27 protein-coding genes are annotated in these 21,379 nt (G+C 66.8%); 16 read left to right on the forward strand and 11 right to left on the reverse strand.

Annotation, left to right across the window (positions count from 1 at the left end; genetic code table 11):
• From A5680_RS15790 to dnaB, 7 genes are all read left to right on the forward strand, one after another.
• The coding region (locus A5680_RS15790) for a glycosyltransferase family 87 protein (RefSeq protein WP_067820857.1) at positions 1-1,207 on the forward strand (1,207 nt) is incomplete at its 5' end.
• Positions 1,204-1,845 (forward strand): DJ-1/PfpI family protein, encoded by a 642-nt coding sequence (locus A5680_RS15795; RefSeq protein WP_067820860.1) that lies wholly within the window; start codon positions 1,204-1,206, stop codon positions 1,843-1,845. The genes A5680_RS15790 and A5680_RS15795, both read left to right, overlap by 4 nt.
• 133 nt (positions 1,846-1,978) lie before the next feature.
• Positions 1,979-2,269, forward strand: a complete 291-nt coding sequence (rpsF, locus tag A5680_RS15800; protein ID WP_036362157.1) for a 30S ribosomal protein S6 — start codon at positions 1,979-1,981, stop codon at positions 2,267-2,269.
• Between the two features lie 112 nt (positions 2,270-2,381).
• Entirely contained in the window at positions 2,382-2,900 is a 519-nt protein-coding gene (locus tag A5680_RS15805) for a single-stranded DNA-binding protein (RefSeq protein ID WP_055399561.1), read from the forward strand.
• 36 nt (positions 2,901-2,936) lie between these two features.
• On the forward strand, positions 2,937-3,191 hold the full coding sequence (gene rpsR, locus A5680_RS15810) for a 30S ribosomal protein S18 (RefSeq protein WP_055399563.1): 255 nt from the start codon (positions 2,937-2,939) through the stop codon (positions 3,189-3,191).
• A gap of 42 nt (positions 3,192-3,233) precedes the next feature.
• Positions 3,234-3,692, forward strand: coding sequence for a 50S ribosomal protein L9 (rplI, locus tag A5680_RS15815; RefSeq protein WP_067820864.1), 459 nt, complete (start codon positions 3,234-3,236; stop codon positions 3,690-3,692).
• 529 nt (positions 3,693-4,221) lie between these two features.
• Positions 4,222-6,849: a replicative DNA helicase gene (gene dnaB, locus A5680_RS15820; RefSeq protein WP_067820867.1), complete on the forward strand. Its 2,628-nt coding sequence runs from the start codon at positions 4,222-4,224 to the stop codon at positions 6,847-6,849.
• Between the two features lie 92 nt (positions 6,850-6,941).
• On the opposite strand, the gene A5680_RS15825 is transcribed toward dnaB, so the two are convergent.
• The 4 genes from A5680_RS15825 to A5680_RS25815 form a co-directional block, all read right to left on the reverse strand.
• On the reverse strand, positions 6,942-7,973 hold the full coding sequence (locus A5680_RS15825) for a fused (3R)-hydroxyacyl-ACP dehydratase subunits HadA/HadB (protein WP_067820870.1): 1,032 nt from the start codon (positions 7,971-7,973) through the stop codon (positions 6,942-6,944).
• A 104-nt stretch (positions 7,974-8,077) separates the two neighbouring features.
• Positions 8,078-8,455, reverse strand: coding sequence for a hypothetical protein (locus A5680_RS15830; protein ID WP_156675135.1), 378 nt, complete (start codon positions 8,453-8,455; stop codon positions 8,078-8,080).
• Positions 8,456-8,610: 155 nt separating this feature from the next.
• Positions 8,611-9,321, reverse strand: coding sequence for a hypothetical protein (locus A5680_RS15835; protein ID WP_067820877.1), 711 nt, complete (start codon positions 9,319-9,321; stop codon positions 8,611-8,613).
• Complete coding sequence (locus A5680_RS25815) at positions 9,321-9,467, reverse strand: hypothetical protein (protein WP_156675136.1); 147 nt, start codon at positions 9,465-9,467, stop codon at positions 9,321-9,323. Before A5680_RS25815 ends, A5680_RS15835 begins: the two co-directional genes overlap by 1 nt.
• Before the next feature lie 57 nt (positions 9,468-9,524).
• Here A5680_RS25815 and A5680_RS15840 point away from each other — a divergent pair, with 57 nt between their 5' ends.
• Genes A5680_RS15840 through A5680_RS15850 form a run of 3 tightly spaced genes read left to right on the forward strand, consistent with a single transcriptional unit; the run spans position 9,525 to position 11,145 of the window.
• Positions 9,525-10,520 (forward strand): glycoside hydrolase family 6 protein, encoded by a 996-nt coding sequence (locus A5680_RS15840; protein ID WP_067820880.1) that lies wholly within the window; start codon positions 9,525-9,527, stop codon positions 10,518-10,520.
• A gap of 10 nt (positions 10,521-10,530) precedes the next feature.
• The gene (locus A5680_RS15845; protein WP_067820883.1) at positions 10,531-10,797 is read left to right on the forward strand and encodes a hypothetical protein; all 267 of its coding nucleotides are present in this window, start codon (positions 10,531-10,533) and stop codon (positions 10,795-10,797) included.
• Positions 10,798-10,824: 27 nt separating this feature from the next.
• Entirely contained in the window at positions 10,825-11,145 is a 321-nt protein-coding gene (locus A5680_RS15850; RefSeq protein WP_055399577.1) for a DUF1330 domain-containing protein, read from the forward strand.
• Between the two features lie 4 nt (positions 11,146-11,149).
• Here A5680_RS15850 and A5680_RS15855 read toward each other — a convergent pair whose 3' ends face one another.
• From A5680_RS15855 to A5680_RS15865, 3 genes are all read right to left on the reverse strand, one after another.
• Positions 11,150-11,539 (reverse strand): protease inhibitor I42 family protein, encoded by a 390-nt coding sequence (locus tag A5680_RS15855; RefSeq protein ID WP_055399579.1) that lies wholly within the window; start codon positions 11,537-11,539, stop codon positions 11,150-11,152.
• 18 nt (positions 11,540-11,557) lie between these two features.
• Positions 11,558-12,385, reverse strand: a complete 828-nt coding sequence (locus A5680_RS15860; protein ID WP_067820887.1) for a mycofactocin-coupled SDR family oxidoreductase — start codon at positions 12,383-12,385, stop codon at positions 11,558-11,560.
• A 102-nt stretch (positions 12,386-12,487) separates the two neighbouring features.
• Complete coding sequence (locus A5680_RS15865; RefSeq protein ID WP_067820963.1) at positions 12,488-13,339, reverse strand: LysR family transcriptional regulator; 852 nt, start codon at positions 13,337-13,339, stop codon at positions 12,488-12,490.
• A gap of 157 nt (positions 13,340-13,496) precedes the next feature.
• Between A5680_RS15865 and A5680_RS15870 the strand changes: the two genes are divergently transcribed.
• The 4 genes from A5680_RS15870 (at position 13,497) to A5680_RS15885 (ending at position 16,545) form a co-directional block, all read left to right on the forward strand.
• Positions 13,497-14,453, forward strand: a complete 957-nt coding sequence (locus tag A5680_RS15870) for a DMT family transporter (protein WP_067820965.1) — start codon at positions 13,497-13,499, stop codon at positions 14,451-14,453.
• A 69-nt stretch (positions 14,454-14,522) separates the two neighbouring features.
• Positions 14,523-15,755, forward strand: coding sequence for a TetR/AcrR family transcriptional regulator (locus tag A5680_RS15875; RefSeq protein ID WP_067820891.1), 1,233 nt, complete (start codon positions 14,523-14,525; stop codon positions 15,753-15,755).
• Positions 15,756-15,983: 228 nt separating this feature from the next.
• Positions 15,984-16,208, forward strand: coding sequence for a hypothetical protein (locus tag A5680_RS15880; RefSeq protein ID WP_055399588.1), 225 nt, complete (start codon positions 15,984-15,986; stop codon positions 16,206-16,208).
• Positions 16,209-16,215: 7 nt separating this feature from the next.
• A complete protein-coding gene (locus A5680_RS15885; protein ID WP_067820894.1) occupies positions 16,216-16,545 on the forward strand; it encodes a hypothetical protein in 330 nt (109 codons plus the stop codon).
• Positions 16,546-16,599: 54 nt separating this feature from the next.
• On the opposite strand, the gene A5680_RS26060 is transcribed toward A5680_RS15885, so the two are convergent.
• A complete protein-coding gene (locus tag A5680_RS26060) occupies positions 16,600-16,767 on the reverse strand; it encodes a hypothetical protein (protein WP_197281059.1) in 168 nt (55 codons plus the stop codon).
• 71 nt (positions 16,768-16,838) lie between these two features.
• A complete protein-coding gene (locus A5680_RS15890) occupies positions 16,839-17,531 on the reverse strand; it encodes a class I SAM-dependent methyltransferase (RefSeq protein ID WP_067820897.1) in 693 nt (230 codons plus the stop codon).
• A gap of 158 nt (positions 17,532-17,689) precedes the next feature.
• Here A5680_RS15890 and A5680_RS15895 point away from each other — a divergent pair, with 158 nt between their 5' ends.
• Together A5680_RS15895 and A5680_RS15900 are read left to right on the forward strand one after the other, a co-directional pair.
• A complete protein-coding gene (locus tag A5680_RS15895; protein ID WP_055399591.1) occupies positions 17,690-18,112 on the forward strand; it encodes a nitroreductase family deazaflavin-dependent oxidoreductase in 423 nt (140 codons plus the stop codon).
• A gap of 263 nt (positions 18,113-18,375) precedes the next feature.
• Positions 18,376-19,932: a SulP family inorganic anion transporter gene (locus tag A5680_RS15900; protein ID WP_197499799.1), complete on the forward strand. Its 1,557-nt coding sequence runs from the start codon at positions 18,376-18,378 to the stop codon at positions 19,930-19,932.
• A gap of 15 nt (positions 19,933-19,947) precedes the next feature.
• Here A5680_RS15900 and A5680_RS15905 read toward each other — a convergent pair whose 3' ends face one another.
• Together A5680_RS15905 and A5680_RS15910 are read right to left on the reverse strand one after the other, a co-directional pair.
• Entirely contained in the window at positions 19,948-20,421 is a 474-nt protein-coding gene (locus tag A5680_RS15905) for a hypothetical protein (RefSeq protein ID WP_067820900.1), read from the reverse strand.
• 71 nt (positions 20,422-20,492) lie between these two features.
• Complete coding sequence (locus A5680_RS15910) at positions 20,493-21,350, reverse strand: LLM class F420-dependent oxidoreductase (protein WP_067820903.1); 858 nt, start codon at positions 21,348-21,350, stop codon at positions 20,493-20,495.
• Positions 21,351-21,379 lie beyond the last annotated feature (29 nt).

A 21,379-nucleotide genomic window follows, 5' to 3' on the forward strand; every position in this document is an offset into this window, starting at 1 on the left:
CGACGGCCGGCCGGCGGTGCGGTACATGGAGTATCCGGTGCTGACCGGGATGTATCAGTACGTGTCGATGGCGCTGGCCAAGACCTACACCGCGCTGACGAAGCTGGCCCCGATCCCGGTGGTCGCCGAGGTGGTGATGTTCTTCGACATAGCGGCCTTCGGCCTGGCGCTGGCCTGGTTGGCGACCGTTTGGGCGACCGCAGGCCTGGCGGGACGCCGGATATGGGACGCGGCTCTGGTGGCCGCCTCGCCGCTGGTGATCTTCCAGATCTTCACCAATTTCGACGCGCTCGCAACGGCTTTCGCCATGGGTGGGTTGCTGGCGTGGGCGCGGCGCAAGCCGGTGCTCGCCGGCGTCCTCATCGGATTGGGCGCCGCCGCCAAGCTCTATCCCCTGTTGTTCCTGGGCCCCATGGTGGTCCTGGCGATCCGGACGGGGCGCTATCGGGCGCTGGCGCGGACCGCCGGGATGGCCGCGGCCACCTGGCTGTTGGTGAACCTGCCGGTGCTGGTGCTCTTTCCGCGCGGTTGGTCGGAATTCTTCCGGCTCAACACCCGACGGGGTGACGACATGGATTCGGTGTACAACGTCGTGAAATCGTTCACCGGCTGGCACGGGTTCGATGCGAAGCTGGGGTTCTGGCAACCACCCACGGTGCTGAACGCCGTGGTCACGATTCTGTTCGTAATCGGGTGTGCGGCAATCGCTTACGTGGCGCTCACCGCCCCGCAACGCCCGCGGCTCGCGCAACTGTTGTTCTTGGTGGTGGCGGTGTTCCTGTTGACGAACAAGGTGTGGAGCCCCCAGTTCTCGCTGTGGCTGGTGCCGCTGGCGGTGCTGGCCCTGCCGCATCGTCGGATCCTGCTGGCGTGGATGACCATCGACGCGGTGGTGTGGGTGCCGCGGATGTACTACCTGTACGGCAACCCGAACCGTTCGCTGCCGGAACAGTTCTTCACCACGACGGTGCTGTTGCGAGACGTTGCCGTCATTGTGTTGTGCGCGTTGGTGATTCGCCAGATCTACCGGCCCGACGAGGACCTGGTCCGCTGGGGCGGCCGGGTGGACGACCCGTCGGGCGGACCCTTTGACCGCGCCCCGGACGCGCAGCCTCGCTGGCTGCCGGACTGGCTGCGACCGACCGGCGCGCGCCGCGCGCCGGTCCCCGAGGCCGAGCCCGCGGTGCCGGTGGGAGTGGCGCCATGACCCTCATTGCCGTCCCGCTGTTCCCACGGGTGACCGCGCTCGACGCCGTGGGCCCCTACGAGGTGCTGCAGCGCATCCCCTCGATCGAGGTGGTGTTCGTCGGTCACCGTCGGGGTGAGGTGCGCACGGAAAACGGGATGCTCGGGCTGAGCTGCGACGCGAGATTCGACGAAGTCGGCTCGCCCGATGTCGTGCTGTTCCCCGGCGGGATCGGGACCCGCCAGCTGATCCACGACGAGACCATCCGCGCGTGGCTGCAAGCCGTGCACCCGACGACGACGTTCACCACGTCGGTGTGCACCGGCGCGTTGCTGTTGGCCGCCGCGGGCCTGCTCGACGGGCTGACCGCCACCACGCACTGGCGCGCCAGGGACCTGCTCAACGACTTGGGCGCGCGTTACGTGCCGGACCGCGTCGTCGAGCATCTCCCGCAGCGGATCATCACCGCGGCGGGCGTGTCCAGCGGCATCGACATGGCCTTGCGGTTGGTCGAGCTCCTGGTCGATCGGGAGGCGGCCCAAGCCGCGCAGCTGCTCATCGAATACGACCCGCAGCCGCCCTTCGACTCGGGCTCCCTCGCCAAGGCCGACCAGGCGACGATGGACCGGGCCACCGAATACCTGGACGCCCGGCAGTAGCGGCTTGCTCGATCGCCCGGATTTCTTTCCCCACCCCGTCGTCCGGTAGCCTGGTGCGGTTGCCGACGCAGGCGACCCTCCTGCCACGGATCGACCGTGGCCGTTTTAGACCAGAGGAGGTGGTGAGGTTTCCATGCGTCCATACGAAATCATGGTCATTCTTGACCCCACGCTCGACGAGCGGACCGTTGCCCCGTCGTTGGAGACGTTCCTGAACGTCGTCCGCAAAGACGGCGGAACCGTCGAAAAGGTCGACATCTGGGGCCGGCGCCGGCTGGCCTACGAGATCGCCAAGCACGCCGAAGGCATTTATGTGGTCGTCGACCTGAAGGCGGAGCCGGCGACGGTCTCCGAGCTCGACCGCCAGCTGAGCCTCAACGAGTCGGTGTTGCGCACCAAGGTGATGCGCACCGACAAGCACTAACACCCATGGCTGAGTCGCGGGCCCACCGTCGGTGGACTTGCGTAGGCTCAGCGAGGATACGTGCCATTCACCGTCGGAGAAGCGAGTAGCAGGGCGGAACGAGGAGGAAACTGTGGCTGGTGACACCACTATCACCGTTGTCGGGAATCTGACCGCCGACCCGGAATTGCGGTTCACCCCGTCCGGTGCCGCCGTCGCCAATTTCACCGTGGCGTCGACACCGCGGATCTACGACCGCCAGAGCGGGGAGTGGAAAGACGGTGAGGCGCTCTTCCTGCGCTGCAACATCTGGCGGGAGGCGGCCGAGAACGTCGCCGAGAGCCTCACCCGCGGGTCGCGGGTGATCGTCACCGGCCGGCTCAAGCAGCGGTCCTTCGAGACGCGCGAAGGCGAGAAGCGCACCGTCGTCGAGGTCGAGGTCGATGAGATCGGGCCCTCGCTGCGGTATGCCACCGCCAAGGTCAATAAGGCCAGCCGCAGCGGCGGCGGTGGCGGTGGCGGCGGCTTCGGCGGCGGAGGCGGGTCCCGTCAGGCATCGGCGCCGGCGAGCAGCGCACCCGCCGACGACCCGTGGGGCAGCGCCCCGGCGTCCGGGTCCTTCGGCGGCGGCGACGACGAACCGCCGTTCTAAGAACTTCAACTGTAAGAAAAGGAAAGAAAGACAGTCATGGCCAAGTCCAGCAAGCGACGTCCGGCTCCGGAAAAGCCGGTCAAGACGCGCAAGTGTGTCTTCTGCGCGAAGAAGGACCAATCGATCGATTACAAGGACACCGCACTGCTGCGCACCTACATCAGTGAGCGCGGCAAGATCCGGGCGCGCCGCGTCACCGGCAACTGCGTGCAGCACCAGCGCGACATCGCGATCGCGGTGAAGAACGCCCGTGAGGTGGCGTTGCTGCCCTTCACCTCCTCGGCGCGATAGCCGGCGCATTCATTTAGGACCCAAGCGAAAGTACGAACAACGATGAAGCTGATTCTGACGGCCGACGTCGACCACCTCGGTACCGTCGGCGACACGGTCGAGGTCAAAGACGGGTATGGCCGCAACTTCCTGCTCCCGCGCGGCCTGGCGATTCTCGCCTCGCGCGGCGCCCAGAAGCAGGCGGACGAGATCCGCCGGTCGCGCGAGAGCAAGGCCGTGCGCGACCTCGGCCACGCCAACGAACTCAAGACGGCAATCGAGGCGCTGGGCCCCGTCCAGCTGCCGGTGCGGACCGCGGCCGACTCCGGGAAGCTGTTCGGCTCGGTGACGTCCGGTGACGTCGTCGCGGCCATCAAGAAGGCCGGCGGCCCCAACCTGGACAAGCGAATCGTCCGGCTGCCCAAGTCGCACATCAAGGCCGTCGGCACCCACCCGGTGTCGGTGCACCTGCATCCCGAGGTCGACGTCCAGGTGGCCCTCGAGGTCGTCGCGGAGAGCTAAGCCTCCGACGTTTGCTCTTTCCCGGCGGTGGCCACTATCGGCCGCCGCCGGGCTCTGTTGCGCTGGGGGCGCCCGCCCGCTTCGCGCGGCGGATGGTCGCGGACTGCCGCCCTAGCGAACAATTGCTGCGGTGTCTTCCACCGACCCTATTTACCGGCCCGTAACGCTGCCAAAATGTGGCTGAAAGCCAACACGCCCGGCGCAGTAACCTGCGACGACACGCCGTAGAGATTCTTGTCCACACGAATTTCGTCGCGTTACATGGCCCTTAACAGCAGTGATGTCAGGGCCCCTTGAATTCATACACAGGTTCTCCACACCCCACTCAACACAGGTGTCGACGGATATGCACACACGATGCACAGGTTCATGAACAGCGCCCCTTTCACCTACTAGCCAGCAACGTCTAACGTCGTCCCGGCGCGAGGCGTGCGAGTGCTGCGGGACGGAAGTGTCGGCTCCTTGACTTACGCTGACGAGAGCGGTTTTCGAATGTACGTTCGGGTGCGTGGTAGGGGAGGAGGGATGCATGGCGGTCGTCGATGACTTGGCGCCGGGCATGGATTCTCCCGCGCCCAGTGAGGACTTCGGCCGTCAGCCCCCGCAGGACATGGCGGCCGAGCAGGCGGTGCTGGGCGGCATGCTGCTGAGCAAGGACGCCATCGCCGACGTACTCGAGCGGCTGCGCCCCGGCGACTTCTACCGCCCCGCGCACCAGAACGTGTACGACGCCATCCTGGACCTCTACGGCCGCGGCGAGCCGGCCGACGCCGTGACAGTCGCCGCGGAACTCGACCGCCGCGGGATGCTGCGCCGGATCGGCGGCGCGCCCTATCTGCACACCCTGATCTCGACCGTGCCCACGGCCGCCAACGCGGGCTACTACGCGACCATCGTCGCCGAGAAGGCGTTGCTGCGCCGGCTTGTGGAGGCGGGCACGCGGGTGGTGCAGTACGGCTACGCCGGGGCCGAGGGTGCCGACGTGGCCGAGGTGGTCGACCGGGCGCAGGCGGAGATCTACGAGGTGGCCGACCGGCGGACGACGGAGGACTTCGTTCCGCTGGAGGATCTGCTGCAGCCGACGATGGACGAGATCGACGCCATCGCCTCGAACGGCGGCGTCGCACGCGGCGTACCGACCGGTTTCACCGAGCTCGACGAGGTGACCAACGGTCTGCACGCCGGGCAGATGATCATCGTGGCGGCCAGACCTGGAGTCGGGAAGGCACTCGCGCTGGACACGCTGCTGCCCACGCCGTCCGGCTGGACGACGATGGGTGAGGTCGCGGTCGGTGACGAGCTGCTCGGCGACGACGGGCGGCCGACGCGGGTGGTCGCCGCCACCGAGGTGATGCTCGGGCGGCCCTGCTTCGAAGTGGAGTTCTCCGACGGGACCGTGATCGTCGCGGACGCGGCGCACCAGTGGCTGACCGAAACCCGCGCATCCCGAAAGTCGGCGCAGGCCGCGGCGGTGGGCTACAACCGCTACAAGAATCAGCGCACGTTTGCGGCCGTGCGAACGACGGCCGAGATCGCCGGGAGCCTGCGCTGCGCCACTCAGGACCGGCGCCTGAACCACAGCGTGGTCAACGCGCGCGCCCTCGATCTCCCGGACCGGGAATTCCTCGTCCCGCCCTATACTCTCGGCGCCTGGCTCGGGGATGGCACCAGCGCTGCGGCCCAGATCACGGCGGCCGATCCCGAAATCATCATGCGCATCGAAGCGGACGGATTGGTGGCGGTTCCGTCGCAGTCGGCGCCGTACCGGTACCAGTTGCGGCTACCGGCCGGCGCCGAGTCGGCGGCTCGCTCGTGCGTCGTATGCGGTAAGTCGTTCATTCCGCAAACCAGTCAGGTGCGCACCTGCGGACGCTCATGCGGTGGCCGGGCCCGGTTCGTCTCCGCCCCGGTGCCGAGTCCAACCTGCGTCCGCTGCGCCGGGCCATCGGCCGGGATGCGGCTGTGCCAGAACTGCCACACCGCCGTGGGCACGTTGCAGGCCCGGTTGCGGACCCTCGGCGTGCTCGGTAACAAGCACATTCCCGTGGACTACTTGCGGGGTTCGGAGACACAACGGCGCGCCCTGCTCGCCGGCTTGCTGGACACCGACGGAACCGTAACGGCGGGCGGAGCCGTCCAATTCTCGGTCACCAACCAGCGGCTGGCCTGCGATGTCGCCGAACTGATCGTCAGCCTGGGCTACCGCTGCCAAACCTCGACCAAGCGCGTCCGGGGCCGCCGCGAGTCGTCCAGCGTCGCGTACACCCTGACGTTCTCCACCGACGACGCGGTATTCGCATTGCAGCGAAAAGCGTTGTTGCACAAGGAGCGTCGGGCCGCCACCTGCACCGCGCGCTCGGGTTCGCGCTTCATTGTGGACGTCCGGCCGATCGAGACCGTTCCCGTCCGTTGCGTCGAGGTGGACAACGACAGCCACATGTATCTGGCGAGCCAGGCGATGGTTCCCACCCACAACTCCACCCTGGGGCTGGACTTTCTGCGCTCATGCTCGATCAAGCACCGGATGGCCAGCGTCATCTTCTCGCTGGAGATGAGTAAGTCCGAGATCGTGATGCGATTGCTCTCGGCCGAGGCGAAGATCAAACTCGCCGACATGCGGTCGGGCCGGATGAACGACGACGACTGGACGCGGCTGGCGCGGCGGATGAGCGAAATCAGCGAGGCGCCACTGTATATCGACGACTCGCCCAACCTGACGATGATGGAGATCCGCGCCAAGGCGCGCCGGCTCAAGCAAAAGGCCGACCTGCGCCTGGTCGTGGTCGACTACCTGCAGCTGATGTCGTCGGGCAAGAAGGTCGAGTCGCGGCAGTTGGAGGTGTCCGAGTTCTCGCGCCAGCTCAAGCTGCTGGCCAAGGAGCTCGAGGTTCCCGTGGTCGCGATCAGCCAGCTGAACCGCGGTCCCGAGCAGCGCACCGACAAGAAGCCGATGCTCTCCGACTTGCGCGAGTCCGGGTCGCTGGAGCAGGACGCGGACATGGTCATCCTGCTGAACCGGCCCGACGCGTTCGAGCGTGACGATCCGCGCGGCGGCGAGGCGGACTTCATTCTGGCCAAGCACCGCAACGGCCCGACCAACACGGTGACCGTCGCGCACCAGCTGCACCTGTCGCGCTTCGCCAACATGGCGCGGTAGGAGAGGCTCCGCGGCTGCGATGCAGCGAAGAATGACAACGTTGCGCCCTGGTCTGGTGGAATGGCGCAGCCGCCACCCTGGCTCGTTGACCGTTAACGAAAGCGCAGATGCAGCGTCGCCAGGCCAAAGATCTTCCGGCCACCGGACTTCGCGCCGACGATTACGACACCGGTGCGGGTGGCCGGGTCCAGCGACTTGATCCGGCCGCTGTATTCGATATCGGCACCATCGGCGGCCGACACGATGACGGGCTGGGACAGCCGCACCGCGTACCGGGTCGCCGCACCGGGATCGCCCGACCATGCCGAGGCGAATCCGGCACCCAAACCCATGGTGAGCATTCCGTGGGCGATCACGTCGGGCTGCCCCGCCATTTTGGCGAGGTTTTCGTCCCAGTGCAGCGGGTTGGCGTCGCAGGCCACGCCGGCGTAGTTCACCAGGTCGCCGCGCGACAGTCGGGCGTGATGTACCGGTAACTCGTCGCCGACATTCACCTCATCGAAGGACGGCGTGCCGGGGATACGGGCCGGATCTGCTTGGGCGATGGGAACCTCGCCCTCGGGGCGCACTGTCTTCTGGTAGGCCGCATCGGAGTAGTCGATTCCGGCGAGGTTCACGTCGTGCATCATCACTTGCTGCGCGGTCACCCTGATCGCCGGATCGACATCCTCGGCGGTGACGCCGACGACGGTGGTGTGGAGCGTATGCACGCGCTCGCCGGCGGTGTCGGTGAAAGTGTTAGTCACGGTGATCAGGTCCCTGCCCGCGATCCTGCGCACCGATGACAGCTCGACGTCGATTTGTAGTTCGTCGCCGGCGACGATCGGTCGATGCTGCTCGAAGACTTCTTCGGTCTGCAGGTACATCTCGTAACCGATCACCACCGATTCGAACAGGTGCCGATTGGCCGCCATTGCCGGGGCCGATGTGAATGTCAGCGGCGCTACCAGGCCCGAATACCCCAGCTCGGCGGCAGCGGCGACGTCCCAGTGCGCGGGGTGATAGTCCTGCACGGCACGTGCGAACTCGCGTATCTTTTCGCGGCCGACCTGGTATGTGTCGTCGGCCCGGTAGTAATGGCCGACCCGCGATTCGAGCACCGACGTTTCGGTTGCTGCGGTCATGAATTGCCCAACTTTTCTACTGGCCTGTTCACTGAAGGCCTGCGAACGCACCCTAACGTGCACGATAGCCCTGACATGACGGCGGCTATGCCCGACGGCGTCCGCTACATCTGATCCTTTGCGGGAGCACAGACAGTCCACGCGCCGTCGTTTTTGCGAAAGTACATCGTCTGCGTTTCGTGGTCTTCGAATATCAGGGTTGCCGCCGCCGCGTCGCCGTGCACGACGACGTCCCCGATCTTGAACCTTGGCTTTGGCGCGTTAGCCGGTTCTCCGCCCGGGTCTGCCACGGCATCGAGATAGGGCTCGGCTTCCTCGCGGCACATGAGCCGGGCAATTTCGTGTGGATTACCCTTGCTGACCGAGTCGGAGAAGGCGCCGATCAACGCTTTGATCTTGACGGGATCACTGTTCTGGTAGTGCTCATAGGTAGCGATCGCCGCGACGCCGCCGGCGACGGCGATCACGATGACCGCCAGCACGGCGTACAACCACGCCTGTTTGCGGCGACGCGGCCGCACCGGCGGGGGCGGTGGCCACCAGCCGCTCGGAGGCGGCATCCACGGGCCGTGGGGCGGGGGTGGCCAGGGCGCTCCGCCTTGAGGGTTACCGTGATAGGGCGTTGTCATGTTGCGGCTCAGGCGAATTCATCGAGTTGTGCGGTCATCGTCTCGTCAAGCAATGCACCGAAATCGTCTGGCGGCTCGGGTACCCCTCCGTACACGGTGATGGCCTGGCCCGCGGGAAGGTCAGGCGAAACGCACACGTGTGAGTCCGCGGTAGTCGCCAGGAGCAGCAGGCGCGTCGGGTCTACCGCATCTTGCGGCCAGTTGGATTCTGGTAGCCCTTCGGGGCACCCCAGGTACTCGGCGTAGGTCTGCAGATGTCGAGGCTGGATGAGGCCGTTGGACATCCAGTCCGGCGCCACAAAGCCGGCATGTACCTCGCGGTAGAACCGGCGCACCGGATCGGGGATAGCGTCGGCGAACCGCAACTGTGAGCTCGTGCAGAGGGCCGGATCCCAACCGATCCAGCAGACGACATGCCGCCGGTCGGCATCGTGAATTTTGAGGGCGTAGACCAGGACGGGTTCCCCGCCGAGGTGGCCGATCCGGACGTCTTCGAGTTTGGTGACGAGTGCTTGGGCGAAGTCGGGCACCAGTTCCAGGAAGTCGCGGTTCCATAGCGACACAGCGGCTTGGCGCCGGGTCTTTGCCGTATCGGCGCGCGCGATCGCCTGCCAGCGTTCAGGGACCTCGGCGGTGGATCCAATATCGGCGAGCACGACTTGCTCGGAGTGCGCGACACTTCCGAGAACCCTTGCTATCTCAACGGTGTCGACTGTCATCAGCCTGGCGGAATCGTGGCGAGTAACTGGTTGATCAGGTCTTGTAGCGTCGCACGGGTGTCATTTTCCAGTTGTACCTGCTCCTGCACCCACTTGGGGTCGGCGTCGCCGATCCGGGCGAATTCGCCCGACCGCAGCGCGCCCACGCCGCTTGCCCGGCATCGATTCGCGATCAATGCCTCGAGGCACTAGTTTTCCTAAGCGTGATTGCGTCAGCGGCCGGTGCCTTCGTCCGGTGTATTTGCTCTGTGTTGACCGTTGCGGCCATCGCCTGGGTGGGTATGTCCACCGGCACGCCGCACGCCCCGACGATGCGACTGGCCGCCGACGGCAACCCGTTGGCCGGCGCGCCGTTCTACGTCAATCCCAACTCGGCGGCGATGCGCGCCGCGCAGAGCGCCGATCCGCCGAGCCCCGAGTTGACCGCCATCGCCAACACGCCGCAGGCCTACTGGATCGTTCCCGGCTCGTCCGCGGGCACGGTCGGCAAGTACGTCGGCGACGCGAACGCCGCCGGCGCGATCCCGGTGCTGGCGCTCTATGGCATTCCGCACCGCGACTGCGGCAGCTTCGCTGCGGGCGGCATGGGGTCGGGCGCCGACTACCGCGGCTGGATCGACGGCATCGCCTCCGGCGTCGGCGCCTCACGGGTGGCGATCGTCGTCGAACCCGACGCGCTCGCCATGGCCGACTGCCTGTCGGCCGATCAGCGTCAGGAACGCTACGACCTGATTCGCTACGCCGTCGACACGCTCACCAAGGATCCGAACGCCGCGGTCTACGTCGATGCCGGTCATCTGCGTTGGCACACCCCCGAGGACATGGCCGGGCGGCTGAATCAGGCCGGTGTCGCCCACGCGCGGGGCTTCAGCGTCAACACCGCCAACTTCTTCACGACCGAGGACGAAATCGGCTACGGCGAAGCCATTTCGGGGCTCACCAACGGTTCGCACTACGTGGTCGACACGTCCCGCAACGGTGCCGGGCCGGCGCCCGACTCCGAGCTCAACTGGTGCAATCCCAGCGGCCGGGCGCTGGGCACCCCGCCCACCGCGTCGACAGCCGGCGCGCACGCCGACGCCTACCTGTGGATCAAACGTCCCGGTGAATCCGACGGGTCTTGCGGCAAGGGCGATCCCGCGGCGGGAACCTTCGTGAGCCAGTACGCCATCGACCTCGCCCGCAAGGGCGGCCAGTAGTCCGTTCGGGATGAGGCACGGCGAGCAGGTCTACGACATCGAGATGGCGCTGCTGCGTAACTACGGTTACGTCGCGCGCAAGGTGGACAACCCCGACGACGACCCGCTGCTGCACGTGCTCGACAAGGCCGGCGGCGTCGGCATGACCGTCACGGTCTCCAGCGACGGGTTTCATTGGGTCGCCATGAGCAGCCGCCACAAACCGATCGTCTTGCCGATCCAAACGCCGGGTTCGCGTATCGCGGACGCGATAGTCCCAGCGCTGGACGCGCTCTAGGAAGTCGGGCGCGTAACCTCTGCCCCCATGACCGTTTATGCCTTGAACCTTTTCGACATCGCCGATGCCGACGAGTACCGCGCCTACTCGCGACGGTCTCCCGCCGAGGTGGCCAAGCACGGCGGTCGGGTGGTCGCGCTCGGCGGTTTCCAACACGCGGTCCTCGGCGACATCACTCCGCGGCAGGTGCTGATTCTCGTGGAGTGGGAATCGCGGGAGGCCTTCGACAGCTACTGCACCGACCCGGAGCTCGCCGATCTGCACGCGCATCGCGAGAACGGGTCATCGGGATATGTCTGGCACCTGTTCGACCGCCTGGACGACCTGAGGCCCCTGCTGAACAGGTAATCGCCTACCGCACAGTCACATCCAGTGCGAAACGCCGCACGACGTGCGCGGGGTTGCCGTTGTCTTCCTGGACGAGCGTCACGTGCACAGTCCCGGCGCCCGCCGCCCGATATCTACTGGTGAACGTGCCCCCGCTGGTGGCGCCCGGCGGTCTTCGGTCGGGTTGATAGCGCTGTCCGAGCGGCCGGAGGATCGCGAAGTCGTACTTCTCTTCGTCGTGCCATTGGCAGTGCGACGTCACATAGTCGTCCGCCAAGACGATGTCGAACAGCTGACCGTTGTTGATCGAGATGTGCCCGCCGTTGTCGGAATCGGACGCTGTGACGTCCGGTTCCGGCGAGCATCCCGCCACCCACAGCAGGAAGACGGACGAGAGTGCCAGCTTCCATCGCATCTGTGACACCGTACCGGGTCAGATCTTCAAATAGCCCTTGTCGGCAGGGATTTGGGCGGCCGTGACCAACGACGAGGCGTCGCTGGCAAGCCACACCACGATGTCGGAAATCAGGTCGGGCGACGCCAGCGAATCGGTCGGCAACGCGCCGGGCGAGAAGCTGTGGATGTACTGCGGATGATCCTGGAAGACCTGGTACATCGACAGGTCGTTGCCCATCGGGGTGTCGGTGCCGTACGGGTGCACCGAGTTGACGCGGATGCCGAACTCGCCGAGCTCGACGGCCAACGAGTTGGTGAGCCCGACGACCCCGAACTTGCTGGCGCAGTAGTGCCCGCAACCCGGGACCGCTTTGATTCCCGCCGCGGAACTGATGTTGATGATCGATCCGCCATTGCCCGCCGCGATCATCGCCGGGACAACGGATTTCATCGTGTTCCACAACCCGGTGAGGTTGGTGTCGATGGTCTCCTGCCACTGCTGGGCCGAAATCTCCCAGAGCCTGCCCCAGTTCAGCACGCCGGCATTGGCCACCACGATGTCCAGCCGGCCGAACTGCTCGATCGCGTTGGCCACGACCCGCTGCTGGCCCACCAAGTCGCGGACGTCGACCTCGTCGGCGAAGATCTTGCGGCCCTCGCCCTCGACCAGGCTGACCGTCTCGGCCAGGTCCTCGGGAAGGGCCGGGGGATAGCCGTTGTGTTGTGCGACCGGTGCGCAGGCGTCGATCGCGACGATGTCGGCGCCGGCCCGGGCCAGCTGGACACAGTGGGAACGGCCCTGGCCGCGGGCGGCCCCGGTCACATAGGCGACTCTGCCGGCCAGTGGGGCGACGGGATCGGTCATGCCGACGGCTCCTCTTCGTGCGCGCGGGCCGGGCACGGCCAGCGAGTGAATGACTGAAATTCAATGCCTTGGCCGCCCGGATATCAACCGCGGCGCCGACGGTTACTCCGCGGCGGCGAGCACGTCACGCACCGCGTCGTCGACCGTGCTCAGCACGTCCGGGTCGATGCCGGTGCGGCCGCGCACCAGAACCGATGCGTTATTGGCGGGTGGCAGACCCTCGGCGGGGCACAGGCCGTCGGGCAACTTTCCGATCATTGGCAGCAGCGCTACCCCCAGCCCCGACCGCACCGCCGCGTACAGCCCGGACAAGTCGCCGCACTCGGCGGCGATGTCATAGGCGATGCCGTTGTTTTCGAGGATGGCGAACGCCGGTTCACGCAAGGTACACGGCTCGGAGAAGACCACGAGGGGGAGCGGTTCTCGTGCCGGAACGGCTAAGGTGCGCGCCGAAATCCATTGCAGCCGAACGAGGCCGGACGCGCGGGCGCGGTCAAGGCCCGCGCCGTCGAGCATGATTGCCAAGTCGACCAGCCCGCGTTCGATTGAGTCGGCCAGGGACACGTTGCGATCGAGCCGGAAGCGCACCCGACGATCGGGCAGCCGCTCCCGCAGCACGGTGGTCAGTCCGGCAAGCATCACGTCGGCGCCGTGCTCGGTGGCGCCGATCGTCAGCAGCTTGGGTTCGGTGGCTCCCAGGTCGTCGAGCGCGATGTCGTGAGCGGCCAATATCGCGCGGGCATGCCGCAACGCCTTGAGCCCAATCTCGGTGAAGACGATGCCGCGTCCGGAGCGTTCGATCAGGGGCTCGCCGACCACCGCCTCGACTCGGCGCAGATGCTGGCTGACCGCGGACTGACTCAGGTGCAGGGCGGCGGCGGCGCGGTGAAATCCGCCACAGTCGGCGACCGCGACGAGGCTGCGCAGCGGCGCGATGTCCAGCACCTGGGCCATGGTCAGCACCATAGTCCGATCAGCGTTCTCGATCAATCATGCCGATGCGTGAACCGATTTCGGCGCCAGGCGGCAAAGACCGATAAGAGAACGCGATCGATCCCGATCAGCAATATTCGTTGGACGCCGGCGGCCGGTCTGGGCCAGCATGGGTCGCATGGAGCTACCGCGGATGCCGCTGACGACCGCGTCGGCGGTGACGTTCTTCTACGCGCTCGGTTACCCGATCGGGGTCCTGGCGGTGACAGCCATCACTCCCATGGCCGCGTTGGTCCTGCGATTCGGTTTGGCCACAATGGTTTTGGTCATCTGGGCGCTGCTGGCCAAGGCGCCCTGGCCGCGGGGAGCGCAGTCTGGTCACGTCGTGGTGGTCGGCCTGCTGATTCAAGCGGTGCAATTCTGTTGCCTCTACGAGGCCGTTCAGCTCGGGTCGCCGGCCGTGCTGTGTGCGGTCGTGATCGCGATGAACCCGGTCGTCACGGCGATCCTGGCCGCCGCGTTCCTGCGCGAACCCCTTGGCCCGCAACGGGTGGCGGCGCTCGCGCTCGGGGTCGTCGCAGTGGTCGCCGCATGCGCCAGGCGGCTGGCGAGTACCCACGGGATCGACCCCGTCATCGTGTTGCTTGGCGTTGCGCTGCTTGGCCTTTCGGCCGGCGGCGTCTACCAGCAGCGCTTCTGCTCGGGTGTCGACTTCCGCACGATGAGCGCGATGCAGAACGCGGTCGCACTGATCCCCGCGGTGGCGCTGGCGGTCGCCACGCCGTTCACCGTGCACGACGTCCGGCAGGCTGTGATCGCGGTCACCGCCATGGTGCTGCTGAACGCGACGTTGGCGGTGAGCCTCTACGTACGCGCCATCAATGCCCATGGCGCCGCGGCGGTGGCCATGCTGTTCGCCGTCATCCCCGCGGTCGCCGGGGTGTTGTCGTGGCTCATGCTCGGCCAGCGTCCCGACGCCGGTGTCGCCGCCGGGCTGGTCCTGGGCGGCGTCGCCTGCTGGCTCAACGGCAGGGCCGCCCGCCCGCGCCGTGCGGCGCCGGAGGTCCCGGAACTGGGGCCGTCCCCCCTGGGCCAGCGAATTCCCGCGGCGGCACCCTCGTGTTCCGGAAGATAGCGCTCGGGTCGGAAAATCCGGTCAGCCACCCGGCCACTTCCCGCGCACGCTGCGGCTACGGTGATCTTTATGCCGTCGACCAGCCGCGCCTCCGCAAAGCCGGTAAAGCGACGTCCCAAAGACCGCAAGGCACAGATTGCCCGGGCGGCCGCCGACGCGTTCAGCGAGCTCGGCTATCACGCGGTCAGCATGGAGAACATCGCGGCCCGGGTCGGGGTCTCGGCTGCGGCGCTGTACCGGCACTCGCAGGGCAAATACGACCTGTTCAGGTCCGCCGTCCTGGCGCTGGGTCAACAGCTCGTCGACGCCACCGAGTTCGCCGACCACCTGCCCGACGACGGCGATCCCGAAGAGGCGCTGCGCGCTCTGGCCGAATCGCTGATCGATACCGCCATCGCCAACCGCACCGCGGGCGGGCTCTATCGATGGGAAGGCCGTTACCTGCTCGGTGCGGACCAGAAATTGCTGGCCGAGCAGGTCAGGCTGGTCAACCGGCGCCTGCAACGGCCATTGGTCAGGCTCCGGCCCAAACTGCAGTCGCGGCAGCGGTGGGTGCTTTCTGCCGCGGCGCTGAGCGTGATCGGCAGCATCACCGACCATCGCTCCCGGCTCGGCAACGGTGAGATCCGGGCAGCCTTGGCCGATATCTCCGCGGCCGTGTTGAGGGCGGACTTGCCCGACCCGCCGGCGGCCGCAGCGGAATCCCCACGGGCAACGACGATTACGAGTGCGGCCGGTAGCTACGAATTGCTGCTGCACGAATCCATACGGCTGTTCGACGAACGGGGCTACCGCGAAACCGGCATGGAGGACATCGCGGCCGCCGTTGGCATACCGGTGGCCAGCATCTACCAATACTTCCCAAGCAAGGCCGCGATCTTGGCGGTCTCATATCGGCGCGGCGCGGACCAGCTTTCCAGCGACCTGACCACCATTCTGGCCGCGGGCGGCGATCCGGAGTACTCGCTGACGCAGCTGATCGACGCCTTCGTCGCGCGGTCGTTAGCCAATCCCGAACTGGGCCGCGTGTACTACACGGAGCGCCACAATCTGCCCGACGCCGACGCAGTGCTGCTTTACAACATTCACCGCTCGACCGTCGAGTCCTGGGCCCGACTGGCGGTAGCCGCGCGGCCCGGCCTCACGCTTGGCCGCGCGCGATACGCCGTACACGCCGCCTTCGCCCTGGCCGTCGACATCGGCCAACTCGTGATCCACGGCCCGGGCCAATACGCCCGCGAGACGGTGCGCCGGCTGATGGACATCACGTTGCTCGGCGGGTCAGCCCCAACCAAGGCTTGATCGCTGCGGGTCGGGCCGCACTTTGCCCGGAACGGCGCTGCACATCGCAGGCCCACCCTGTGCGCCGCCGGCTCACCGAGCTGCCCCGAAGACCAGGCCGCCCAGGCTAATCTCCGGATTAATGGGGCGACCGGGGGGCGCCCGATCCTCACAAGTGCTATCAATTCCGCTGAATAGCCATTAACATAATGAGATCCGACCGCGCTCTCCGTGCGAAAGGCACGCCCGATGCTCAACAAGATCCGCCGACTATTGGACTACCAGTTGACCATCGCCGAGCTGCTGGGACTGGCCGTCCTGCTCGGCACGCCCTATCTGATCGTCGGGGTGATCTGGTCGTCCACCCACACGGCGCACCTTCGCGACATGCACGGCGTCGATTTGGTGGTGTCGTTTCTCGGCTCGATCGTGTCGTGGCCCGTGCTGATCTTCGCCAACGTCTGCATGACTTAGGAACGACATGACCAAACGCGGATCCCTGGTTGCCGCCGCGGCCGTGCTGGCTTTGGCGGGCGGGCTTTTCGCCCTGCGCTTCCCCGTCTTCATCGACGCGTACGACCAGTTCGGTTGGCAGGTCAAATGCGGCAGCGGATTCACGACGGATTTGATTCAGGCGTCGAGCGCCGACCAGGCCGTCAGCGCCCCTGGCTCGAACTATGTCGGCCAATGCGGCACCGCGCTGATGATGCGTCGCCTGTGGGCGATTCCCCTGGCGGCGCTGGGGGGCCTGGCGTTGACGGCGCTGACGACGTCGACGCTCGCGCACGACCGCCGGAAGATCAGCACCTGACGGCAACCACCGGATCGTAGGCTGGCTCAACGGATTTCGAGCCCGCCGATCACCCTATCGCGTGCTCTCGTCGGGGAGGTCACGCCGGGACTGGTGCAGTCCCGGCGCATCCGGATCGTCGTCCTGGTGCTCCAGCTGTTCCTGCAACTTGCGCTGCTCCTCGGTCGCCTCTCTGGCGTCCTCGGGTGCGGGCGGCGGGTCGAAATTCACTTGCTGGTCCACGTGAGATCCCCTCTGGCTTGTTGCTCCAGTCAGGATCTCCCGAATGGCCGGTGGCGAAACCTTGCGAGCGGCTACGCGCCGAGATGCGCGGACAGCAGCCAGGCCCCCACCGACTTGCGGCCGTTGCCCTCGTCGCGGATGTCGGCCCCACCGAACGCCTGGAAGCCCGCCAGGAAACTGTCGGGCACGTTCGCGTGTATCCGCGCCGGGCGGATCTCGTCGATCACCCAGTACTTGGAGACGACGCCGCGCAGCTCGTCCTCGGTGACGGCGTTGACCGGGCCGTCGGCGGGCATGCCCGCGCGGTCGAAGACCAGCACGAAGTAGGAGGCACCCGGCTCGGCAGCGCGCACGATCGACTGCTGGTAGCCCTCGCGCAGCTCGACGGGCATCGAGTGGAAGAGGGTGCTGTCGACGATGGTGCCGAAGCGTCCGTCGTATCCGCCGAAGGCGCTGATGTCGGCAACTTCGAAGGTGGCGGTGGTCAGGCCCCGCGCGGCGGCCTTCTCGCGCGCCAGCTTGATGGCGGTGGGCGACTGATCCAGCCCCACCGTGGTAAAGCCTCGTTCGGCCAGGAACAGCGATACCGCCGCCTCTCCGCAGCCGGCGTCGAGCACGTCACCGTGGAACTTGCCGGCCTCGATAAGCGCCGCGATCTCCGGTTGGGGCTCGCCGATGCTCCACGGCGGCCGATTGCCCTCGCCCATCTCGGGGGCTTCGCCCCGGTAGGCGGCTTCAAACATTTCGTGAGTCGGCTGAGACATGCCACCTTTATATCAATCTCGCTGAGATATGTCAACCAGCCTGATATAGCCAAAGGCGGCGATTTTGGGGCGAACGCCGGTTAGTTAGCTCGTTAAAGCGACCGTGCGACCTACGCGCCGGGGGATGACTGAAGCGCGACGACGTGTTGAGATCGGGTATGGCCGACGACATCGAACTGAGTCCGCGGGACTGGGTACGCGAGCAGACCGAGAAGATTCTGGAGCAAGGCACGACCGACGGGGTGGAAATTCTCGATCGGCCGGTAGTTCTGGTGACCGTGACCGGAGCAAAGTCCGGCAAAAAGCGGTACGTGCCACTGATGCGCGTCGAGAGCGACGGCCGTTACGCCATGGTCGCCTCGAAGGGTGGCGCCCCGGCGCATCCTTCGTGGTACTTCAACATCAGGGCGAATCCGGACGTAACGCTGCAGGACGGCGACAAGGTCCTCGCGCTGAGGGCTCGCGAGCTCGAGGGATCCGAGCGCGAGCAATGGTGGCAGCGCGCGGTCGACGCCTACCCTCCCTATGCCGAATACCAAACCAAGACCGCAAGGCAGATACCGGTTTTCGTTCTGGAATAGGTCCGCTGCGCCCCAATTGATTTCACTTCAAGCGCGCACCAAAAACGGCGGAATCCAGCTGTAGCAAAACATTTGCATTCGCTATGCGCCCGGCTCGTCGGGTTGCCACCCAGGTGGCGCCCCCATACCTTCGGTAGGCATGGGCCAGGCACGCCCCAAAGAACAACGACGTTCGTGGCGGGTGTATTCGCTTGTGTCGCCGTATATTTCAGTGCGATAGTCGGGGTGTTACGGACAGATCCCCGAGCGCGCCGTCATGCCTGATGCAGGAGGGGTCGATGCAACACGCCGAAAAGGTTGATCCGACTCGAATCGGCGGCTTGCGCGCGGCCATCTCGTACGACTTGCCGGCCTCGGCGGTGGTTTTCCTGGTGGCGCTTCCCTTGTCGCTGGGGATCGCGATCGCCTCGGATGCCCCGGTACTGTCCGGCTTGATCGCGGCGATCGTCGGGGGCATCGTCGCCGGGTGTCTCGGCGGGTCGCCGTTACAGGTCAGCGGACCGGCTGCCGGCCTAACGGTGGTTGTCGCCGACCTGGTCGCCCAATTCGGCTGGGGAATAACATGTTTGATCACCGTGATAGCCGGAGCGCTCCAAGTCGTGCTGGGCATCAGCCGGATCGCGCGGGCCGCCCTGGCGATCTCGCCGGTGGTGGTGCACGCCATGCTGGCCGGGATCGGAATCACGATCGCCCTGCAGCAGGCGCACGTATTGCTCGGTGGTGAATCCCAGAGCTCGGCGTGGACGAACGTCGTCGGGCTGCCCGCCCAGATCGCCGACGCCCACCGGCCGGGCCTCGCGCTGGGGCTACTGGTCATCGCCATCCTGATCGCTTGGCGCTGGGCGCCGGCCCGGCTGGCCAAAATCCCCGGTCCACTGGTCGCCATCGTCGTCGTGACGGTGCTCTCGGTCGCGTTGCCGTTCAACGTGTCCCGGATCCGGCTGGAGGGCTCGGTGCTGGATGCGCTACAGCTGCCGGAACTTCCGCACGGCAATTGGGGTGCCATCGTGATCGCGGTGATCACCGTGACGCTGATCACCAGCGTCCAGAGCCTGCTGACTGCGGTCGCGATCGACCGCATGCACAATGGGCCGCGCACCGACTTCAACCGCGAGCTGATCGGCCAAGGCGCGGCGAACATGGCGTCGGGCGCGATCGGCGGCCTTCCCATTGCCGGCGTCATCGTGCGCAGCGCGGCTAATGTGAACGCGGGCGCCAAAACTCGCGCGTCGACGATCATGCACGGGTTCTGGATCCTGGCGTTTGCCGTGCCCTTCGCCGGGCTGGTCGAGCAAATTCCCACCGCTGCCCTCGCCGGCTTGCTCATCGTCATCGGCATCGAATTGCTGAAACCCGCGCACATCGAAACCGCGCTGCGCAACGGCGATCTCGCCGTTTACCTGGTGACCCTCGTCAGCGTTGTCTTCCTCAACCTGCTCCACGGCGTCATGATCGGACTGGCCGTGGCGGTCGTCGTCACCGGATGGCGGGTGGTTCGGGCGAAGGTGGAAGCCGCGCCCGTGGGGGGCGAATGGCATGTGGTGATCGAAGGCGCCTGCACGTTTCTGGCCCTGCCCCGGCTGACGGGCGTGCTCGCGACGATCCCCGAACGCACCCGCGTCACCGTCCACCTGGTGGCCAACTACCTCGACCACGCCGCGCACCAAGCGATCAGCGACTGGCAGCGCCTGCACTGCGCTACGGGCGGCGAGGTCACGGTCCACCACCGACCGATGGAACCCTATGGGCGCGTGGACAAGTCGGCGAGGGTCGGCCGCGGCGCGGCCCACCTCAGCCTGGTGGAGGCGGACGCGGGCTAACCCACGTCGCCCGGCTCAAGATGCGTAGGCGGTGCCTTGAGGCAACAGGTGCCGGCGAACGAGCTTGTGCCACCGCCGTTGGCGATACCGGAAAATGCCGGTCGCGACGCACGCCACGACGGTGGTCGCGGGCCCCGCGTCGATTTCGACCGTGTCGCTGTACCGGCACGAGTGCCCGTCGATCGGTTCAACGTGCAGCGTGTGATTCCACTCCCGGAGAATTCCGCCGTGCTCGTGGGTGCGAACCGTTCCCTCGGCCTCGTCGATGCGCACGACCTCGATCGTGTGCCGGTACGCAGGTAGCAGATGAAAGGCGAACAGAAGAGCCGTGCCGCGTTCGCCCAACCGCAGCGGCTCCGCGCGGCCGCTCAGCGCCGGGATGCCGAACAGGCCTTTGCAGACGTAGAGGAACGTGACGGGGGAGAGCATGGCCGCCCACACCCGGTCGGCCGTAGTGGGCAGGACCGTTTCGAGATGGACCGTGCGCATCACGCCTCCGGCAGTAATTAGGGTGCCCTAAGTATGCCTGGTGAGCGCGCGGTTGGCCACCCCGCTGGTCCCTATCTCGCGTCGGCGGCGAGGACTTCCAGCACCGCCAGGTGCTCGTCGACGGTCGCGAGCCCGGCGTTCATGGTGTTGACCGACACGTGGGTGGCACCGGCGGCGCGCCAGCCCGCGATGTGGGCGGCGACCCTGTCGCGATCACCTGACCAGTTGACCCGGCCTTCCATCCCGAGGCCGGCCGCGTCCCGGCCGGCGGCCACGGCCGCGCGTTCCACCCGTTCGCGCGCGTGCTCCAGGCCGGGCCCCGGAGCCGTCATCGGGAACCACCCGTCCGCGAGCCGTCCCGCCCGTTCCAGGCCGCGGTCCGAGGCCGCGCCGATCCAGACGGGAATGGGCCGTTGGTTGGGCAGTGGCGCCAGCCCGGCCGCGGTCACCGTGTGGTGCTTCCCGTCGAAGGTGACCGATCGTTCGGTCCACAACCGGCGCATCAGCTCGATCTGCTCCTCGGAGCGTTTCCCCCGATTGGTGAACCTCTCCCCGAGCGCCTCGTATTCGACTGCGTTCCAGCCCAATCCGACGCCGAGCCGGAACCGGCCGCCGGTCAGCAGGTCGACCTCGGCGGCCTGCTTGGCCACCAACGCCGTCTGCCGCTGCGGCAGGATGATGACCCCGGTGACAAGTTCGAGTGAGGTGATCGCGGCCAGGTAGCCGAACATGACGAACGGCTCATGGAACGTCGAGTCGATGTCGTACGGGCCGTCCCAGCCGTGATGGACTTTCGGATCGGCGCCCACGACGTGGTCGTAGGCGAGGATGTGGGTGAATCCGAGTCCTTCGACGCCCTCGCCATACGCGCGGACCACCGCGGGGTCGCCGCCGAGTTCGGTCTGCGGGAACACAACTCCAATGCGCATTCGCGGTGCAACCAAGCCGCCGCGGGATT

Origin of the sequence: Mycobacterium sp. E2989, assembly GCF_001667595.1 — a bacterium.
GTDB lineage: Bacteria > Actinomycetota > Actinomycetes > Mycobacteriales > Mycobacteriaceae > Mycobacterium.

Bases quoted from the DNA above. Each gene is read 5' to 3' on its own strand.
- A5680_RS15795 (WP_067820860.1), top strand. From the start codon at position 1,204: ATGACCCTCATTGCCGTCCCGCTGTTCCCACGGGTGACCGCGCTCGAC.
- rpsF (WP_036362157.1), top strand. From the start codon at position 1,979: ATGCGTCCATACGAAATCATGGTCATTCTTGACCCCACGCTCGACGAG.
- rpsR (WP_055399563.1), top strand. From the start codon at position 2,937: ATGGCCAAGTCCAGCAAGCGACGTCCGGCTCCGGAAAAGCCGGTCAAG.
- rplI (WP_067820864.1), top strand. From the start codon at position 3,234: ATGAAGCTGATTCTGACGGCCGACGTCGACCACCTCGGTACCGTCGGC.
- dnaB (WP_067820867.1), top strand. From the start codon at position 4,222: ATGGCGGTCGTCGATGACTTGGCGCCGGGCATGGATTCTCCCGCGCCC.
- A5680_RS15825 (WP_067820870.1), bottom strand. From the start codon at position 7,973: ATGACCGCAGCAACCGAAACGTCGGTGCTCGAATCGCGGGTCGGCCAT.
- A5680_RS15835 (WP_067820877.1), bottom strand. From the start codon at position 9,321: ATGACAGTCGACACCGTTGAGATAGCAAGGGTTCTCGGAAGTGTCGCG.
- A5680_RS15845 (WP_067820883.1), top strand. From the start codon at position 10,531: ATGAGGCACGGCGAGCAGGTCTACGACATCGAGATGGCGCTGCTGCGT.
- A5680_RS15850 (WP_055399577.1), top strand. From the start codon at position 10,825: ATGACCGTTTATGCCTTGAACCTTTTCGACATCGCCGATGCCGACGAG.
- A5680_RS15855 (WP_055399579.1), bottom strand. From the start codon at position 11,539: ATGCGATGGAAGCTGGCACTCTCGTCCGTCTTCCTGCTGTGGGTGGCG.
- A5680_RS15860 (WP_067820887.1), bottom strand. From the start codon at position 12,385: ATGACCGATCCCGTCGCCCCACTGGCCGGCAGAGTCGCCTATGTGACC.
- A5680_RS15865 (WP_067820963.1), bottom strand. From the start codon at position 13,339: ATGGCCCAGGTGCTGGACATCGCGCCGCTGCGCAGCCTCGTCGCGGTC.
- A5680_RS15870 (WP_067820965.1), top strand. From the start codon at position 13,497: ATGGAGCTACCGCGGATGCCGCTGACGACCGCGTCGGCGGTGACGTTC.
- A5680_RS15875 (WP_067820891.1), top strand. From the start codon at position 14,523: ATGCCGTCGACCAGCCGCGCCTCCGCAAAGCCGGTAAAGCGACGTCCC.
- A5680_RS15880 (WP_055399588.1), top strand. From the start codon at position 15,984: ATGCTCAACAAGATCCGCCGACTATTGGACTACCAGTTGACCATCGCC.
- A5680_RS15885 (WP_067820894.1), top strand. From the start codon at position 16,216: ATGACCAAACGCGGATCCCTGGTTGCCGCCGCGGCCGTGCTGGCTTTG.
- A5680_RS15890 (WP_067820897.1), bottom strand. From the start codon at position 17,531: ATGTCTCAGCCGACTCACGAAATGTTTGAAGCCGCCTACCGGGGCGAA.
- A5680_RS15895 (WP_055399591.1), top strand. From the start codon at position 17,690: ATGGCCGACGACATCGAACTGAGTCCGCGGGACTGGGTACGCGAGCAG.
- A5680_RS15900 (WP_197499799.1), top strand. From the start codon at position 18,376: ATGCAGGAGGGGTCGATGCAACACGCCGAAAAGGTTGATCCGACTCGA.
- A5680_RS15905 (WP_067820900.1), bottom strand. From the start codon at position 20,421: ATGCGCACGGTCCATCTCGAAACGGTCCTGCCCACTACGGCCGACCGG.
- A5680_RS15910 (WP_067820903.1), bottom strand. From the start codon at position 21,350: ATGCGCATTGGAGTTGTGTTCCCGCAGACCGAACTCGGCGGCGACCCC.